This is a genomic window from Flavobacterium sp. WC2409 (genome assembly GCF_041200085.1).
GTDB lineage: Bacteria > Bacteroidota > Bacteroidia > Flavobacteriales > Flavobacteriaceae > Flavobacterium.
On record NZ_CP165625.1, the window covers coordinates 3,146,759 to 3,165,706 of the forward strand.

Annotated in this window: 13 protein-coding genes and 1 tRNA gene; 11 read left to right on the top strand and 3 right to left on the bottom strand. The window is 34.2% G+C overall.

The features are described from left to right. The first annotated feature begins 118 nt into the window (after positions 1-118). The 4 genes from AB3G34_RS13460 (at position 119) to AB3G34_RS13475 (ending at position 5,294) form a co-directional block, all read left to right on the top strand. Positions 119-1,810, top strand: coding sequence for a ribulokinase (locus AB3G34_RS13460; RefSeq protein ID WP_369752724.1), 1,692 nt, complete (start codon positions 119-121; stop codon positions 1,808-1,810). Continuing rightward, positions 1,794-2,495, top strand: coding sequence for an L-ribulose-5-phosphate 4-epimerase (locus AB3G34_RS13465; RefSeq protein WP_367772475.1), 702 nt, complete (start codon positions 1,794-1,796; stop codon positions 2,493-2,495). The genes AB3G34_RS13460 and AB3G34_RS13465 overlap by 17 nt, the downstream gene beginning before the upstream one ends. 87 nt (positions 2,496-2,582) lie before the next feature. Then, positions 2,583-4,091, top strand: coding sequence for an L-arabinose isomerase (gene araA, locus AB3G34_RS13470; RefSeq protein WP_369752725.1), 1,509 nt, complete (start codon positions 2,583-2,585; stop codon positions 4,089-4,091). A 21-nt stretch (positions 4,092-4,112) separates the two neighbouring features. Continuing rightward, positions 4,113-5,294 carry an aldose epimerase family protein gene (locus tag AB3G34_RS13475; protein ID WP_369752726.1) on the top strand — a complete coding sequence of 394 codons (1,182 nt, stop codon included), beginning with the start codon at positions 4,113-4,115 and terminating at the stop codon, positions 5,292-5,294. A 378-nt stretch (positions 5,295-5,672) separates the two neighbouring features. Here AB3G34_RS13475 and AB3G34_RS13480 read toward each other — a convergent pair whose 3' ends face one another. Continuing rightward, positions 5,673-7,592: a glycoside hydrolase family 97 catalytic domain-containing protein gene (locus AB3G34_RS13480; RefSeq protein ID WP_369752727.1), complete on the bottom strand. Its 1,920-nt coding sequence runs from the start codon at positions 7,590-7,592 to the stop codon at positions 5,673-5,675. 336 nt (positions 7,593-7,928) lie between these two features. Between AB3G34_RS13480 and AB3G34_RS13485 the strand changes: the two genes are divergently transcribed. The 3 genes from AB3G34_RS13485 to AB3G34_RS13495 are packed head-to-tail and all read left to right on the top strand — an operon-like array spanning position 7,929 to position 12,021. Beyond that, the gene (locus AB3G34_RS13485) at positions 7,929-8,933 is read left to right on the top strand and encodes a virulence RhuM family protein (RefSeq protein WP_369752728.1); all 1,005 of its coding nucleotides are present in this window, start codon (positions 7,929-7,931) and stop codon (positions 8,931-8,933) included. A 48-nt stretch (positions 8,934-8,981) separates the two neighbouring features. Continuing rightward, a complete protein-coding gene (locus tag AB3G34_RS13490) occupies positions 8,982-10,268 on the top strand; it encodes an SIR2 family protein (protein WP_369752729.1) in 1,287 nt (428 codons plus the stop codon). Beyond that, on the top strand, positions 10,249-12,021 hold the full coding sequence (locus AB3G34_RS13495) for an ATP-binding protein (protein WP_369752730.1): 1,773 nt from the start codon (positions 10,249-10,251) through the stop codon (positions 12,019-12,021). Before AB3G34_RS13490 ends, AB3G34_RS13495 begins: the two co-directional genes overlap by 20 nt. A 65-nt stretch (positions 12,022-12,086) precedes the next feature. On the opposite strand, the gene AB3G34_RS13500 is transcribed toward AB3G34_RS13495, so the two are convergent. After that, positions 12,087-12,166, bottom strand: a tRNA-Leu gene (locus AB3G34_RS13500). 289 nt (positions 12,167-12,455) lie between these two features. Here AB3G34_RS13500 and AB3G34_RS13505 point away from each other — a divergent pair. The 3 genes from AB3G34_RS13505 to pth all read left to right on the top strand — a co-directional run bounded on the left by AB3G34_RS13505 (position 12,456) and on the right by pth (position 15,014). Next, positions 12,456-13,397, top strand: a complete 942-nt coding sequence (locus AB3G34_RS13505) for a ribose-phosphate pyrophosphokinase (RefSeq protein ID WP_367755845.1) — start codon at positions 12,456-12,458, stop codon at positions 13,395-13,397. Positions 13,398-13,439: 42 nt separating this feature from the next. Next, positions 13,440-14,054: a 50S ribosomal protein L25/general stress protein Ctc gene (locus tag AB3G34_RS13510; protein WP_369752731.1), complete on the top strand. Its 615-nt coding sequence runs from the start codon at positions 13,440-13,442 to the stop codon at positions 14,052-14,054. Positions 14,055-14,339: 285 nt separating this feature from the next. Continuing rightward, positions 14,340-15,014 carry an aminoacyl-tRNA hydrolase gene (gene pth / locus AB3G34_RS13515; protein WP_369752732.1) on the top strand — a complete coding sequence of 225 codons (675 nt, stop codon included), beginning with the start codon at positions 14,340-14,342 and terminating at the stop codon, positions 15,012-15,014. A gap of 51 nt (positions 15,015-15,065) precedes the next feature. Here the strand turns inward: pth and AB3G34_RS13520 are convergent, their stop codons facing one another. After that, a complete protein-coding gene (locus AB3G34_RS13520; RefSeq protein WP_369752733.1) occupies positions 15,066-17,741 on the bottom strand; it encodes a reprolysin-like metallopeptidase in 2,676 nt (891 codons plus the stop codon). Between the two features lie 218 nt (positions 17,742-17,959). On the opposite strand from AB3G34_RS13520, the gene AB3G34_RS13525 reads away from it, so the two are divergent. After that, positions 17,960-18,892, top strand: a complete 933-nt coding sequence (locus AB3G34_RS13525) for a bifunctional riboflavin kinase/FAD synthetase (RefSeq protein ID WP_369752734.1) — start codon at positions 17,960-17,962, stop codon at positions 18,890-18,892. The last annotated feature ends 56 nt before the right edge of the window (positions 18,893-18,948 follow it).

Sequence of the window (18,948 nt, forward strand, 5' to 3'; positions counted from 1 at the left end):
AAACAACAGTTTTTATGTCATTTTAATAAAAATTAGAACCCTTAATTAAATTAAGTGTTTTTTATACACTTATAATTTATTTATACTATATTTGTCATTACAATTTAAAGAATCTAGAATGAAAAATTACGTTATTGGATTAGATTACGGAACAGACTCTGTTCGAGCGGTCTTAATAGATACAGAAAACGGACAAGAAATAGCATCTAATGTTTGTCATTATTCCCGTTGGAAAAACAAAGAATATTGCAATGCATCTATCAATCAGTTTCGCCAACATCCACTAGATCATATCGAAGGTCTAGAGGCTACAATAAAATATGTTGTTCAAACTAGTAATGTAGATCCTTCATTAATACGAAGCATTTGTATTGATACTACAGGATCATCTCCAGTACCCGTTACCGAAGATGGAACACCACTAGCTTTGACTAAAGGATTTGAACACAATCCGAATGCCATGATGGTATTATGGAAAGATCATACTTCAATAAACGAAGCCAACGAAATCAACGAATTATCAGCTAGCTGGGGTGGAGAAAACGTTACCAAATATGTGGGAGGAATCTATTCATCAGAATGGTTTTGGGCAAAAATTCTACACATTGCACGACAAGATGAAGCCGTAAAAAATGCCGCTTACACTTGGATGGAACATTGCGATTTAATGACTTATTTATTGATTGATAATAAAGACTTAAAATCATTTAAAAGAAGTCGTTGCGCTGCAGGTCATAAAGCAATGTGGCATGAAGACTGGAATGGATTGCCACCTGAGGAATTCTTAGGGCAATTGCATCCTTACCTAGCCGCTCTTCGTGGAAGATTATATGATGAAACGTATACATCAGATATTGTAGCTGGAAAATTAAGCCAAGACTGGGCCACTAAACTTGGACTTACAACGGATACAGTAATTGCGGTTGGAACATTTGATGCACACTCTGGGGCGGTAGGAGCAAAAATTGAAGAAAACACTTTGGTTCGCGTAATGGGAACCTCAACTTGTGATATTTTAGTAGCTTCAGAAGAAGCAGTTGGAACTAAAACAGTACGTGGAATTTGTGGTCAAGTACATGGTTCAGTAATTCCAGGTTATGTAGGTCTTGAGGCAGGTCAATCTGCATTTGGAGATTTATTAGCTTGGTACAAAGAACTATTATTATGGCCCACCGATAATTTAATTGCTACTTCTACCCTTTTGACTGCGGAACAAAAAGAAAAACTACAAGAAGAAATTAGCGATAATCTAATTATAAAATTAACAGAAGAAGCAGAGAAAATTCCTGTTTCCGAAAGTATTCCAATTGCACTAGACTGGATCAACGGAAGAAGAACTCCAGATGCCAATCAAGAAATCAAAAGCGCCATTTCTAATTTATCATTAGGGACTAAAGCACCTCATTTATTTAAATCATTAGTAAATGCAATTTGTTTTGGATCAAAGAAGATTGTAGATCGTTTTGAAGAAGAAGGGGTAAAAATCGACACTGTTATCGGAATTGGTGGTGTTGCTAGAAAATCGCCTTTTATCATGCAAACTTTGGCCAATGTATTGAACAAACCAATAAAAGTAGCTGCATCTGATCAAGCACCAGCACTTGGAGCGGCTGTATATGCAGCCGTTGCAGCAGGAATTTACGATAACGTAATTGAAGCCAGCAAAAAAATGGGAAGTGATTTTGAAAGCGAATATTTTCCTCAATTAGATAAAGTTGCTGCTTATAACAAATTGCTTTTGGGTTACGAACAACTGAGCTTTTTTGCAGATCCATCACTTAAAAAATTACAAGATGAGCTCTATGTATAACGATTTAAAACAAGAATGCTACGAAGCAAACATGCAACTAAATGCGTTGAATTTAGTAGTATATACTTTTGGAAATGTTAGTGCTGTAGATAGAAAAAACGGTGTTTTTGCCATAAAACCAAGTGGCGTTCCTTATGAAGACTTAAAACCGGAAGATATTGTTATTGTTGATTTTGACAATAACATCATTGAAGGAAACATGCGTCCGTCATCGGATACTAAAACACATGCCTATTTATATAAAAATTGGCCTAATATAGGTGGTGTAGCACACACGCACGCTACATATTCTGTGGCTTGGGCGCAAGCGCAAAGAGACATTCCGATTTTTGGAACTACACATGCAGATCACTTAACTTCTGATATTCCTTGTGCGGCTCCTATGGCTGACTCCCTTATCGAAGGAAATTATGAGCACAATACTGGAATTCAGATTTTGGATTGTTTCAAAGAAAAAAATCTTTCTTATGAGGAAGTAGAAATGATTTTAATAGGAAATCATGGCCCATTTGCCTGGGGCAAGAACGCAGCAAAAGCAGTATATAATAGTAAAGTATTGGAAGTGGTTGCCGAAATGGCCCATCTTACATTACTAATAAATCCTAATGCTCCAAGATTGAAAGATTCGTTAATAAAGAAACATTACGAACGCAAACACGGAAAAGATTCGTATTACGGACAATAGTCAAATCGTTTATTTGTTGAATCGTTTAATCCATTCAACAAATAAACAGTTAAAAAAACAAACAGTTAAACGATTAAACAAAAAGAAATGATAGATATATCTCAGAAAGAAATTTGGTTTGTAGTAGGAAGCCAAGAATTATACGGTGAAGAAACACTACGAAAAGTAGCAGAACATTCACAACACATTGCAAAAGGTTTAGATGCTTCATCACTTGTTCCTCTGAAAATTGTTTACAAAGATGTGGTAAAATCCCCTTCTCAAATTACAAATGTGTGTTTAGAAGCCAATTCAAATAAAAACTGTATTGGTATCGTGGCTTGGATGCATACTTTTTCTCCTGCTAAAATGTGGATTGGTGGTTTAAGTATTCTTAAAAAACCTATCTGCCATTTACACACACAATACAACGCCGAAATTCCTTGGGGTTCAATAGACATGGACTTTATGAACTTAAATCAATCAGCTCATGGAGACAGAGAGTTTGGTTTTATCATGTCTAGAATGCGCAAAAAACGTAAGGTAATTGTAGGACACTGGGAAGACGAACGTGTTCAGAAAAAAATAGGGAACTGGACAAGAGTAGCTTTGGGTTGGGATGAATTACAAAATTTAAAAGTAGCTCGTATTGGTGACAATATGCGTGAAGTTGCCGTTACCGAAGGAGACAAAGTAGAAGCTCAAATTCGTTTTGGCGTTTCAGTAAATGGTTATGATTCATCTGATGTGACTAAACATATCGAAAAAATTACAGACCAACAATTAAACGATTTATTAGCTGTTTACGAAGCTTCTTATAATCTAACTCCATCATTAAAAGAAGGTGGCGCACAAAGACAATCACTTGTTGATGCGGCAAAAATCGAATTAGGATTAAGAGCATTCTTAGAAGAAGGTGGGTTTGGAGCATTCACAGATACCTTTGAAAATCTAGGTGCATGGAAACAACTTCCAGGAATCGCAACCCAACGTTTAATGGCGGATGGATATGGATTTGGTGGGGAAGGAGACTGGAAAACAGCAGCAATGGTTAGAGTTTTAAAAGTAATGAACGTAGGTTTAGAAGGCGGTACATCATTCATGGAAGATTACACCTACCATTTTACTCCTCAAAAATCGTATGTATTAGGATCACATATGCTTGAAATTTGCCCTTCAATTGCTGATGGAAAACCTTCATGTGAAGTACACCCATTAGGAATAGGTGGAAAAGAAGATCCAGCACGTTTGGTATTTAATTCTCCAGCTGGTGAAGCAATCAACGTATCTTTAGTAGATATGGGAACTCGTTTTAGATTAATTGTAAACGAAGTTGTTGCGGTTAAACCAATGGCTGATTTACCTAAACTTCCTGTGGCGCGTGTGTTATGGGATTGCAAACCCAACTTAGATATAGCAGCTACAGCATGGATTCTAGCAGGTGGAGCACACCATACTGTATATAGCCAAGCAGTAACTACGGAATTTATGGAAGATTTTGCCGATATTGCAGGCATCGAATTGCTTGTTATCGATGATAAAACAACAATCCGTGAGTTTAAAGACACAATAAATGCCAATGAAGCATATTATCATTTGTTCCAACATGGAATGTAATTTCTAAAAAAACCTAAAGTTATGAATATAGTAAAACGTTGTATTTATGGATTTTCCATAGTAAGTTTGGCCTGTATGAATGTTCAATGTAAAGGCGATAAAAAAATGGAAGAAACTACCGTTGACACAAAAGCTACAGATTCCGTATCTATAGTAAAATCAGAATATGGAACTACACCAAAAGGGGAAAAAGTAGATCAATATACGCTTACTAATCAAAAAGGGATGGAAGTAAAAATCATCACTTTTGGAGGTATTATCTCTTCTATGAAAGTACCTAACAAAGAAGGAAAATCAGAAGAAGTGGTAATTGGTTTCAATTCATTGGACCAATACATGAAAGACAATCCTTATTTTGGAGCACTTATTGGACGATATGGAAACCGAATTGCGAAAGGTAAATTTACCCTAGACGGAAAAGAATATTCGTTGGCTATTAACAATGCACCAAATGCATTACATGGTGGACCAGAAGGTTTTCATAGAGTGATTTGGACTGCAGAAGAAGCAAAATCAGGCGATAGCGCTGCTTTAAAATTGAAGTATGTAAGTAAAGATATGGAAGAAGGTTATCCAGGAAACTTGACTGTTTTTGTAACCTACACTTTGAATAATGACAATTCATTAGACATTCTTTATGAGGCAACAACCGATAAGAAAACCGTGGTAAACTTAACAAACCATTCTTATTTTAATTTATCATCTGATTTTTCTAAACCTATTTTAGATCATGAAATTACGATTGATGCAGATAAATTAGTTCCTGTTGCAGCAACACTTATTCCTACTGGTCAATTGACAGATGTGACTAATACCCCTTTCGATTTTAGAAAACCTAAAAAGATTGGAGCTGAAATTGAAGCCAAAAACGAACAATTGAAAAACGGATTGGGTTATGACCATTGCTGGGTACTTAATAATCAAGATAAAGGAGAACGTTTTGCAGCTTCGGCATATGATGCAGGAAGCGGAAGATTGCTTGAAGTATTCACAGATCAACCTGGTATTCAATTTTATTCAGGTAACTTCCTAGACGGGACTTTGCCAATGAGAAATGGAGGAACTTATGCACGTAGAACTGGTTTTTGTTTAGAAACACAACATTATCCAGATTCTCCAAATCAAAAAGATTTTCCTACTACAGTATTAAACCCTGGAGAAAATTACAAAACACAAACAACGTTTAAGTTTTCAGTAAAATAATTGAAATAGAAATACTAACTATTATAGATTAATTTTCTATACCTATAAATAAGTTAAGTGGTTTTGGTTTAAATATGGAACTAGTTAGTAACCCCAGAAGTAGTACTTCTGGGGTTTTTTATGACCTAATTTTATCAAACAAAACGGAATAAAGGTTATTAACTATAGATGAAATGCCTGTAGCTAGTTACATTCAGCCTAGTTGATTTAAAATTTCAAATGATGCACCCGTTTCTAGCCCTGATCGAAGCGGCATCCTTTCCTGCCATTTTTTGGCAGGAAAGATATAGTGTAGAGCAGGAAATAGCTCCTAAAAACAGAAAACCTCGAAAGCACAAACTCTCGAGGTTTTTCACAAATTAAAACTAATTAAAAAAACTAAATCTTCACAACAAACCCACCATGAGATTTCATAGTTATTTTGAGTTTAGTCTTTTTGGATACTGGATTTTGTTGAAATCCTTTTTCGTTTTCGCTAATAATAAAACCATTCACATTGGTCACAAAAGACAAATCAATTTCAATTTCCTTGGCTGTATTCTCCCCGTTAATCCCCACAATATGCCAAACGTTATCTTTTTCTCGAGCCATTATAACATACTTCCCTGGGTATCCATCAATGAATTTAGAGTCGTCCCAATTCGTTGGGATATCTTTTAAATAATCGACTACATATTTTGGCATTTTGGCCATTCCTTCCGGAATTTCGGCAATATGTTGCACTCCTGATAAAAATAAAACGGGCAATGCTAGTTCGAATGCTGGAGTTGTTTTTCTAGTTATATTAGGAATGGAATCCAAAACCATCGGCGTGAAATCCATGGGGTCAAAAACATTACGAGCAAAAGGAAGCATGCTACAATGGGAAGGTGCTAAGTCAGCAATATCTTGAAAGAAAGTAATGTATTCGTATCCTTTAACGGCCTCCGTAGAAACTAAATTGGGATACGTACGTTGCCATCCTCTAGGCAACGTAGCGCCATGAAAATTAACCATTAGATGATGAGTGGCAGCATCCGTAAGCATATCGTGATAATAATTAATCATAGATTGACCGTCACCTCCAAAAAAATCAACTTTGATACCGGCAATTCCCATATCGGCCAGTTTTGTGAATTCACTTTCCCTGTCGCGATGCGTCAACAACAAACTTTTAGGATGATAATCGGTACTGTTCCAAGAACCAGATGAGTTGTACCAAACCATTAGTTTTACGTTCTTCCCTTTGGCGTAAGCCACTAATTCTTTCATTTTAACAAATCCAATTCTGGTATCCCAGTCGGCATCAATTAAACAATACGGCCAATGCATTTGCGAAGCGTAATCTATAAATTGTAAAGTAGTATCAAAGTTCACCGAATCATCTTTTAGCAAAACCCAACTCCAAGAAGACAATCCACTTTTTATAAAAGAAGTATCCATGGGTATAGACGGCTCAGCAAGATCCGTCCCCATCGTACTTTCGGTAATTGTTTTTAAGGAGCCAATTGTTAGTGTTCTCCAAGGAGTGAACCATGGCAAGGTAGATTGTGGATTTAGAGCACCGTCAGGAAAAACTTCTTCTTTTTGAGGGAAGGTAAGTTGCATTGCTTTTGAGGTATCATTATAGACCAATCGGCTACCACAATAATTTCTTGGCAAACCAACTTCGGAAACTAAAATCCATGTAGCATTAGATTGAAATAAAGCGGGGTACACCCAGCCTTCGCCAATTTCAGGTTTTGTATTAACAGGTACCCCCATTGCATAATGCTCTTCATAGGAAGGATTGGTTTCTTTCCAACCCGTCTTAGCTTTAGACATGGGTTGCAACCAGGCTTTAGTAGTGGCATCAAAATTATAGCTGGTTTTTTCCTCTACAATTTTTTTAATCTCATTTAACGTTTCTGGAAAATGGTAACGAAAAGCAATTCCATCGCTTGATAGCTGGAAAATGATATCCATCGCCTCTCCTTTACTATTTTGCAAACTCACCGTATATTGATTTGCGGTGTATGAGATTTGTTTTCGTTTCCCTTGCAACATAGTATAACTAGATTGAATAGGTATGGGCTTAGAAACAGAAACTATTTCTAAACCCGTATAAAAATTAGCATCTTCTCTAATAATGCCAAGTTCCGATGTATTGATAACCACCTTATCTTTAAAGAAGACCTTATAAGAAGGCGTATTTTCTGAATTTAGATTAAATTCGATTTTTACTGTTTTATCTGAATTGACAAAATAATAAGCAGTTGGTTTCAGTACGAAAGAGGTCAATGAAACGAACAACAAAGACAAGAAAATTATTTTTTTCATTTTTAAGTGTTTTATTTACACTTACAAGAATACGAAAATAAATTTATATATAAAACGATGTAATTAAGATATTTGGAATTACCTGTTTTCATAAAATAAGAGAGTGAGATAACTACTAAAAAGGTATGTGTTAACAATAGAAGACTATTGTAATTAGTATAATAGATTCTTGATAGAAAAACTACACCAATCAATTCATAAAATGACTTGACGTTTTATCGTTCTTATTTATCTATATTTGATACTTACGTTAGTTAATTCAATAATTTAAAAATAGTACCGAAAGCAAAACAGACTTTAAGTGCCTAATTTGACTAAAATAAAAAATCTACAATCGTGAGTGAATTAATACCTAATAACAACGACTTTATCTTATATAGCACTCCAAATGGCGATATAAAAATACAGGTTGTTTTAAGTGATGAAACAATATGGTTAACACAAAAAGCTATTTCAGAATTATTTACTGTTGGCGTTCCTGCTATTAGCAAACATTTAAGTAACATTTTTGAAAGTGGTGAATTAATTGAAAATGCAGTTGTTTCCATTTTGGAAACAACTGCAGCCGATGGTAAGAAATACAAAACTAAATACTACAATTTAGATGCAATTATTTCTGTTGGTTATCGTGTAAATTCTAACAAAGCAACTCAGTTCCGTATTTGGGCAACCACTACCCTTAAAGAGTACATCATCAAAGGTTTTGCAATGGATGATGAAAGATTAAAACAAGGTACAACCATATTTGGAAAAGATTATTTCAAAGAACTATTGGATAGGGTTCGTTCTATTCGAGCGAGTGAGCGTAGAATATACCAACAAATCACAGATATATTTGCAGAATGTAGCATGGATTACAATCCAAAAGCAGAAGTAACCAAGAATTTTTACGCTACAGTTCAAAACAAATTCCACTTTGCCATAACAGGTAAAACTGCAGCCGAAATCATTTATCTAAAAGCAGATAGCAAAACCGAAAACATGGGTTTAACTTCATGGAAAAATGCACCAAACGGAAGAATTTTAAAGTTGGACACAGGAATAGCCAAAAACTATCTCGAAGAAAAAGAAATCAAACAACTGGAACGTACAGTATCCGCTTATTTTGATTATATCGAAAATCTTATTGAACGCCAAAATACCTTTACAATGGAAGCCTTGGCAGAAAGCGTAAACAAGTTTCTCAATTTTAACGAATACAAAGTCTTAGAAGGTTTAGGAACAATTTCGCACCAACAAGCCTTAAATAAAGCATCGAACGAATACGACAGCTTTAATAAAACACAAAAAATCAACTCTGATTTTGATAAACATATCAAAGGTATGGATAAAAAGAATTAAAGAGAAGTCATATAACAATTTGAGAGTTAAATTTAAAGTGTTTTAATTATGGAAAAAGAGGAATGGAAATATTTGTTAATTAATGGAAAGTACAAAACAGTTGAAGTAGAAAATCCTATTTTCGATAAAGGAGTTCTAAACTCTATTAAAGACTTAAGACCTTTTAATAAGAAAGGAGAAGATGATAAGCCAATTGTTCCAACTGTTCAGGATGCTCAAAGCCTAAAAAGAGAAATATATAGTTCATTCTTTAGAAAACCTTTCAAAAATTTTCTGATTCTTACAGGTGCAGGAGCTTCTATGGATGTAAAAGGTCCTTCAATGAAAGCCCTTTGGAATTTAGCTGATAAGCAATATAAAATATTTGATTTATTGGATGAAGATAAAATCGAAGAAAATGGATTTGAAATAATCTGCAAGCAAGTAAAACACGACTACACAGATACAAATTTAGAAAGCCTATTGTCTAAAATAGAAGGAACTATCCATTTTTATGCTGACATAGAAATTGAATTAGATAAAAAGAAAGTTAAATTATCTGATATAAAAAAAGACTTATTTGAAATTATAAAAACAAATTGTTCAATTCCATGTCCTGAAGATGCAACTAAATTTCCCCATAAAGTTCTTTTAGAAAAATTATTACAGAGAAAAGTAACAAGTCCAAGAATTAAAGTCTTTACTTTAAATTACGACTTACTTTTTGAATATGCATCCGAAAAAATTAATGCCATTATGATTGATGGATTTTCTTTTACTTTCCCCAGAACTTTCAGTGGTCGATACTTCGATTATGATATTGTACAAAGAGAAAATAGTAAAGTACAAGAGGAAGATAATTTTATTCAAAGAGTCTTTCATTTACATAAATTACATGGTTCTGTAAATTGGGAAAGAAATGGAGATAAAACTATAATAAAAGAAAATGCAGTAAAACCTCTAATGGTATACCCAAGAGAGGCAAAATATGAAGATTCTTATGACCAACCATTTTTCGAAATGATGGCTCGTTTTCAACGTAATTTGCGAATCAATAACGACACATTACTATTATGTATTGGCTATAGTTTTAACGACAAACATATTAATTCTGCTATTGAAGAAGCTTTAAATCAAAACCCAAGTTTTCGTTTAGCGATTATAGATCCTGGGTTTGACAATAACAACGTTGCAACATCACTAAAAGAAATTAAACGTTTAGCACTCCAAACAGAACGTATATTAATGGTCAATGAAACATTTTCTGATTTTGCAGATTACTTTCCAGAAATTGGAACTTATGAAAACAATGATTTACCCACTATAAACCTAAGAAATGAGCCAACTAAAGATTAATCCATTTAGACACGAGTATTTTCTTGGTTACATTAATCAAGTATTTCCTCAATATGTAAAAGTTCATTTTCCTTCCTCAATATTGTTAAATGGTTTTACACATTTTGGAGAAGAATTTAATGGTGGTTTAGTGGGTAGTTTTGTTATAATAGAAGGGGATAAAAATGGTTTTTTAGGTAGAATAACAGAATTATCACTTCCTGAATCTGAAAGACTTTCTCTAAACGAAAAAGCATTTCAAACTAGCGATTTTCACCCAACTGGAAAAATTGAAATACTTTTATCCTTTGACCTTTACCAACCTTTGAAAGTAAAGAAAGGATTAACCTCTTATCCAAACATAGGAGCTAAAGTATTTGTTAGTTCTGGTCAGCTTGTTCAAGAATATATGTCAAGATTTGGGGTAAAAGATGGAGAAAATTCAGAGCCTATTAAATTAGGTAATCTAGTTTCAAGTCCTTCCACTGAAATAAAAGTGAATTTACAATCAATATTTGGTCGTCATTGTGCTGTTGTGGGTACAACTGGAGGTGGAAAAAGTTACACAGTGAGCAAATTAATTGAATCGTTGATAGAAACGGGTAATAAAGCAATTTTAATTGATGCTACTGGGGAGTATGATGGTTCATATGAGAAATCAACAACAATAAATATAGGTGATGGTACTCACGTTTTCCATTATTCCCAGTTAACTATAGATGATATTTTTTTCTTGTTAAGGCCATCATCAAAAACGCAAGTCCCAAAATTAATGGAGGCTATACGTTCTTTAAAAATAGTTAAACTCAATAATGATCTTAATTTAACTAAAGAGGTTATAAACGAGGATTTAAGTAAAACGACTGTTTTTACAAAAATCGAAAACGGTCTATTAAAGAAAGCAGGATCAGACAAAAGACCATATGAAGAATTCTATTTTAGAAATATTGCAAGTATTGAAGATGGGAATTCAGATTTTGACATTGAAAAATTAACTTTTCAACTTTCTCAAGAATGTATATGGGATTCTGCCTCCAAGTGGGAAGGAAATCCTAGAGCTAAAATAGATATTCCTGAAAAATGGGGAGATAGAAATGAAAGTGACATTTCTTACTGCATCAGTCTAATTTCAAGAATTAATAACATAATAAACTCATCAATTTATCAAAATATATTTGGTTTTAAGAAAATAAAAAACAAAAATGATATAACAAATATATTGGATGATTTTATAAGCAGTGACAACAATTTGCTTAGATTAAATTTTGGAAACATCCCTTTTGACTTTCAGGTCAGAGAAATTTTGGCGAACGCAATAGGAAAATATCTGCTAAATAAAGCTAGAATTAGGACTTTTAAAAATAATCCGATAATAGTTTTAATGGATGAGGCACATCAGTTTTTAAATAAATCTATAAAAGATGAATATTTTGACTCTCAACCATTGGATGCTTTCGAATCTATTGCCAAAGAATGTAGAAAACACGGTTTATTTCTTTGTATTGCTACTCAAATGCCGAGAGATATTCCCCAAGGTACGTTAAGTCAAATGGGAACTTTCATTGTTCATAGACTAATAAATCATAACGACAAAGAAGCAATCAACAATGCTTGTAGTTCTGCGAACAAGAATACATTAGAGTTTTTGCCCATTTTAGGAGAAGGAGAAGCTATATTGACTGGTGTAGATTTCCCAATGCCAATTATTATGAAGTTTGACAAGCCTTTAAATGAGCCAAATTCTCAAACTCCAAGTTTAAATAAAAATATTTAGCCACCCTTTTGGCTACCCATTAAAATGCAAAAACCTCTTAATCAATCGATTAAGAGGTTTTTAAGTACCCGGAGCCGGAGTCGAACCGGCACGGTTTCCCACAGGTGTTTGAGACCAGCGCGTCTACCAATTCCGCCATCCGGGCTTAGCTAGACATGAAATAACGACAGTTATTTCAACGCAATAAAAGAGGAGATTGTAATAAATCAACCATCGATTCCTTTAACACGGTGCAAATGTAAAAAATAATATTAAAAATTCTACTAAAAATACTTAATTTTTTCCTTTCAGAGTTGAATAAATTTTATAAATTTGCACCTCGTTAAAAACGCAACACACAACTAACTACACCCGAGGCGCATACAAACATCTGGCTTAGACAATTGACGAAGCCGAACAGTATGGAGCGTAGCGGAATAAAAACAACAAATTAAATGTCACACCTAGAACCAGAAGCTAAAATTTTTGCTTGTTCACAAAGTGTCTATCTTGCTGAAAAAATTTCTGCAGAATACGGAATACCACTAGGAAAGGTTACGATGTCACATTATAGTGACGGTGAATTTCAACCTTCTTACGAAGAGTCTATCAGAGGGTTACGTGTGTTTATTGTTTGTTCTACATTCCCAAATTCAGATAATTTGATGGAATTATTACTAATGATAGATGCTGCAAAACGGGCTTCGGCTAGACATATAACTGCAGTAATTCCTTACTTTGGTTGGGCTAGACAAGATAGAAAAGACAAGCCAAGAGTTCCGATAGGAGCTAAACTAACAGCTAAGTTGCTAGAAACTGCTGGAGCAACAAGAGTAATGACAATGGATTTGCATGCAGATCAAATTCAAGGATTCTTTGAAAAACCAGTAGATCACCTTTTTGCCTCTACTATCTTTTTACCGTACGTAAAAAGTTTAGGATTGGACAATTTGACAATCGCTTCTCCTGATATGGGAGGTTCAAAAAGAGCGTATGCGTATTCTAAGTTTTTAGAATCGGATGTAGTTATTTGCTACAAACAAAGAAAAGAAGCCAATATTATCGACACCATGGAATTAATTGGTGAAGTAAAAGGTAAAAATGTAATCTTAGTAGATGACATGATTGATACCGGAGGAACTTTGGCGAAAGCCGCTGATTTAATGATGGAAAAAGGAGCACTGAGTGTAAGAGCAATATGTACACACGCCATCTTATCAGGAAGCGCCTACGAAAAAATAGAAAATTCTAAATTATTAGAATTAATTGTTACCGATTCTATTCCATTAAAGAAAGAATCAAAGAAAATAAGAGTGTTGAGTTGTGCCCCTCTTTTTGCTGAAGTTATGCACATGGTACATCATAACAATTCCATTAGTGGAAAATTTATTATGTAACCACAAACAAGTAGAATATTTAATAACTATATAATTTTTACAATGAAATCGATTACAATTAAAGGATCAGAAAGAGAAAGCGTGGGAAAAGTTGCGACTAAAGCCTTACGTAATGCTGGAGCGGTTCCTTGCGTGTTATACGGAGGAGATCAACCAGTACATTTTTCAGCAGAAGAAAAAGCATTCAAAAGCTTGGTTTACACTCCAAACGCTCACACAGTTGTGATTGAACTTGGTACTGGAAAATCATTCAATGCAATTCTTCAAGACATTCAGGTTCACCCTGTGTCTGACAAAATTTTACATATTGACTTCTTTCAAATTTTTGAAGACAAAGAAATCACTATTGAAGTTCCAGTTAAAATCATTGGTAACTCTAAAGGAGTTATGGCAGGTGGAGATTTACGTTTAAACAACCGTAAATTAAAAGTAAGAGCATTACCTAAAAATCTTCCTGATTTTGTTGAAGCTGACATTACACCACTTAACATGGGTAACAAATTATACGTTACTAAAGTGCCATCTGAAAACTTCAAAATCATGCACCCTGACAATACAGTAATTTGTCAAGTGAAGATTTCTCGTGCTGCTATGAAAGCGGCTCAAGAAGCTGCAAAAGCTGCAAAAGCAGGACCTGCAAAAGGAAAGAAAAAATAATATTTTCTCTACAAATTCAAAAAGCATCAGTTTTACAACTGGTGCTTTTTTTTGTTCTTGACTTTTTATATTTTTTGAAGCACAACTACCTACTTTCATAAACATTTTACCCGCTATTCATTTCAATCTTTTTGCCCGCCAAAAAAGGCGAACAAAAAGGATTTCCATTACTATCGGGGCTATTTTACCACTTTTATTTATCCTTAGAAAACTACTCCAACCTACTCCATAAAATTATCTAATTATCTAATTGACAAATTATCTAATTAAGTTTACTTTTGCATAATGATAAAATGGATACACAGCCTGTTTTCATCACCAAAAACAGAAGAAAACACAGATCATATAAAACCGGAGGTTCACGAACACCACAAAAACAATATAAAAAGCATGAGTAATAAGTTTTTAATTGTAGGACTTGGCAACATTGGTGCTGAGTATGTAAACACAAGACACAACATCGGTTTTAAAATACTGGATCACCTAGCCAAAAAAGAAAGTCTCTCCTTCGAAACCTTAAAACTAGGCGCACTTGCTCAATACAAATTTAAAGGAAGAACCTTTTTACTGCTAAAACCTAATACGTACATGAATCTTAGCGGTAAAGCAGTACAATATTGGATGGATAAAGAAAATATTCCCTTGGAAAATTTATTTGTCATCACCGATGATTTAAATTTATCTTTTGGAACCATCCGCATTAAACCAAAAGGAAGTGATGGGGGTCATAACGGACTTAAAAACATCAACCTAGTTTTAAACACCAATCAATACACCCGATTCCGTTTTGGAATCAGTGATGAGTTCAAAAAAGGAAAACAAATAGATTATGTCCTTGGAGATTGGGATGATGCTGAGAAAGTAGCTCTGCCTGAACGCTTAGAAACTGCATCCGAAATTATAAAATCATTTGGAACCGCAGGATTAGAAAATACTATGACAACCTATAACGGTAAATAAAAAAAGGGAAACGCACTTAGTACGTTTCCCTTTTTTTTTAGATTAAAATAATTATTCTATTACCAATTTTTTTATTTCTTTTCTATCACCATCAACAACCGTTAACAAATAGACTCCTGATTGCAAATCTTGCAATTGAATATTTTTATTAAAAACGGTTTCGTTTGTAAATGCTTTTTCAAATAATTTTCTGCCTAATAAATCGTGAACGTAGACTTGTACACCATTTAAAGATTGGCTTGTAAACTGAATGTTAAAATTCCCTTTATTTGGATTTGGATACATCACAAAATCACTAATCTCAAAATCAGCTGCTGAAAGCGTATAGGATTGAGCGCAAATCGCGATGGATGCCGAATTTAAAGTACCCGTATCATTCTTATAAGCATCACGGATTCTAAAGGTCCAAGTTCCTGATGGGTTTTCGCCATTAAACGCTGCTAAAGCTTGAAAAGGCGTTACTGTTTGTAATGTAGTTGTACCACATACTAAATCAATGCCTGAATCATCATAAATCAAGTCCAAAGTACTGTTTGTATTTCCACAACTTTTGTCAAATAATTTCACGGTTGTTCCAAGAGGGCTTACCACCTCCATTTCGACATCCGATAAAAAAGCATGAGTGAAATTGACTTTAAAATTCACATCAGAAACAGTTGCTGAAGTCGCTGGAACAGTAATAGTTCTTGTTGTATAAGCAGCTTGTTCTGGAATTGCAAATGGAGCTGTAAAAGGATAGGTATTACAAGTAGAACTTACAGAATATCCTATAGAAAAAGCTTTACTATTTATAGCATAAAAAATACTGGCTGTTGGTTCTACTAGAATTCTACAGTTTTTAGCTGTAACATTAGGAACAGTAATAATTTGCACACCATCATTTGGAGTATTTGCAACCAACACTGTTGGAAAAGTTAGTCCTCCATCAGTAGATAGTTTTATATTTACATTTGCAGATCCTGCTAATGCATTGGCGCCATTTACATCCCAATTAACAACTTCACTAGTTCCTTGAAACCAACTTAAATTCTCCGTATTTTGTGAGGTCACCGCGAATGGTCCAGCTGTTCCACTTACTGAAATTATAGCTTCATCCGAATTTGTTTGGGCGGTGCCCGCGGCCGCACTGTCTCTTCCTGTCAAAACAAAATGGAGTGTTCGCGCCACTGTTGCAACCGATTCCCATTTACTGGTTAGTTTATTCGACAAAACATTAGCATAAGCAGGCATGTACCTTGTAGCACTACTGCTTGGAAGTAATGATCTGAACAAGGGGCCATCTGCTTTAGACGAAACAGCTAAACTATTTGCTTTATCAGCAGTTACTGCAGAGTCGTTTTGTTCCCAAGTATAAGTAACTGTATCCCCATTGGGATCTGAACCAGTACCTTTCAAAATAAAGGCAGTACCTTTAGGAATAGTATAATCCAAACCAGCGTTAATCGTTGGTGGACTGTTCGTAATTGTTGTACTTGTAGGACATGTTTTTGTTAATAAATTATCTTGTATTTGCTTAATACTTGCATATGCAAAATAATCATCTGAATAAGCTTGCACATCATAATCCGTTGTAATACCAGCATAACCCATTATTGTAGAGCCACTTCCTGGCTCCACATTTACCCCCGTTCCCTCAAGTTCATAAGAAAAAGTATGATTTGCCCCTAATTGATGTCCCATTTCATGTGCTACAAAATCGATGTCAAAAGTATCACCTTCGGGTTTATTATCAGATGGAGAAGTATAAGCACTTCCTTTTCCTAAAGGAACCGCAACTGATGGCGGCACACACACACAACCAATACAACCTGCATTTCCCCCACCTCCAGATGCTCCAAATAGATGGCCAATGTCATACCCCCCATTAGTAATTGTGCTACTTAAATTATCTTGTACCTCTTGAGCCCACGCCCCTCCTGCTCCTGCCGTTGCATCTGAATAAGGATCCGTTGCTGCATTGGTGTACATTATTAGATTATTATTGCTAATAATCACTAATTTCACTGCCAAGTCTTTATTAAAAACTCCGTTAACCCTTGTCATTGTCGCATTCATAGCAGCTAAAGCTAAAGCAATAGTTCCTCCATGATAAGCCGTATACTCACCTGTACAGGATAATGCTAATCGTAATGTTTTAAAAACTTTATTATTGGCAGAAATCTTAGCGGTTCTGTTTAGTAATTGTTTGTCTATACTTACATCTTCTGTTTTACAATTTAAAGGCAATTTCCCTGTTTCTCTGTTTGTATTTGAAATAATTGTATATAATGATTCTCCTGAGATGGGCTCGATAAACTCAGATCCGCTATCACCCCTTAAAACCATAGTTTGAATTCCTTTTGGAGAAATACTAAAACTTAGAGATGCTTTTTTATCTGTAATCCCTACACCAACATACGCTCTAATCTCTGGATATTTTGCTTGCAATTCAGGCTCAAAATTAGAAGATTCTCTAACTAAAAATTTTTCTAATTCCCCTTTTGCATTTGGAACTGTAATTTCAATCCCGCTTACTTCATCCGTTTTATTGTCAGTTTTTGTTAATAGTTGTTTTAAAAAGCTATCATTCAACTGAAATGCCATTTGTTTATTAGCATTTGGGCTATTGCTGTTTTTATCTAATGCAGACGCAACACTAGAATCCATTTTTTTCCAAAGTAATTGATTTTGGGCATCAACCGAGGAATAGAATAGAATAATTAATAGAATTGTAATGTATTTTGTCATGGGTACAAAAAATTTATGTCTCAAAATTAAAGTATTTATTACTAACTTATAAAATGTAATCTCACAATTTTGATTGAAAAATAAGATTCGACGCATACTTTTGTAAAAAACTCCCTCATTTTAACGAAACTAATGCCTTATTCAAAGAAAATCAGCTCCTCATCGCTTCACAATTAAAATAGATTAGCATAAATTTGCAATATTATAAAACTTACGCTTTGAAGATTTTTCATTCTATAAAAGATTTCAGTTCTCCAAAAAAAACAATCCTAACGCTAGGTACCTTTGATGGAGTTCATGTTGGTCATAAAAAAATTCTGGAGAGAATAATACAAAATACCGCTAACAAAAAATACGAAAGCCTTGTACTCACTTTCTTTCCTCATCCAAGAATGGTTTTGCAAGAGCAATCCGAAATAAAACTACTGAATACTATCCCCGAAAAAATAAATCTATTAGAGAAAATTGGAATTGAAAACTTAGTCATTCATCCATTTGACGAAACTTTCTCGAGATTAACAGCTGAAGAATTTGTAAGTACTGTCCTTGTGGATCAATTTCATATCCATAAAATCATTATTGGTCACGACCATCGTTTTGGTAGAAACCGAACGGCAAATATTGATGATCTCATTAATTTTGGCAAACAGTATGGCTTTGAAGTAGAACAAATATCTGTTCAGGAAATAAATGATCTTTCAGTTAGCTCAACAAAAATTAGGAATGCCTTATTGGAAGGAAATATGAATTTGGCAAATGAATACTTAGGCTATGATTATTTTTTAACGGGTACAATATTTAAAGGAAAACAACTGGGAAGAACAATTGGGTTTCCCACTGCAAATTTAAAAATAGAAGAAAACTATAAGCTTATTCCGCTAAATGGTGTTTATATTGTTAAAAGCACAATCGCCCAAAAAACAGTATATGGAATGATGAACATAGGCTTTAATCCAACAGTTAAAGGAGAAAGCTTATCCATCGAAATTCATTATTTAGATTTTGATGCTGATTTATATGATCAAAAAGTTACAGTTTCCATCCTTAAATACCTTCGCCCAGAAGAAAAATTCGATTCAGTCGATACCTTAAAGAAACAATTACAAAAAGACAAAGAGGCAACAATAGCTTATATTAAAGGTCTTAAATAATTAAAAAAAATCTCGTTACATTTTAAATATATTCCTATATTTTATGTAAATTTGAT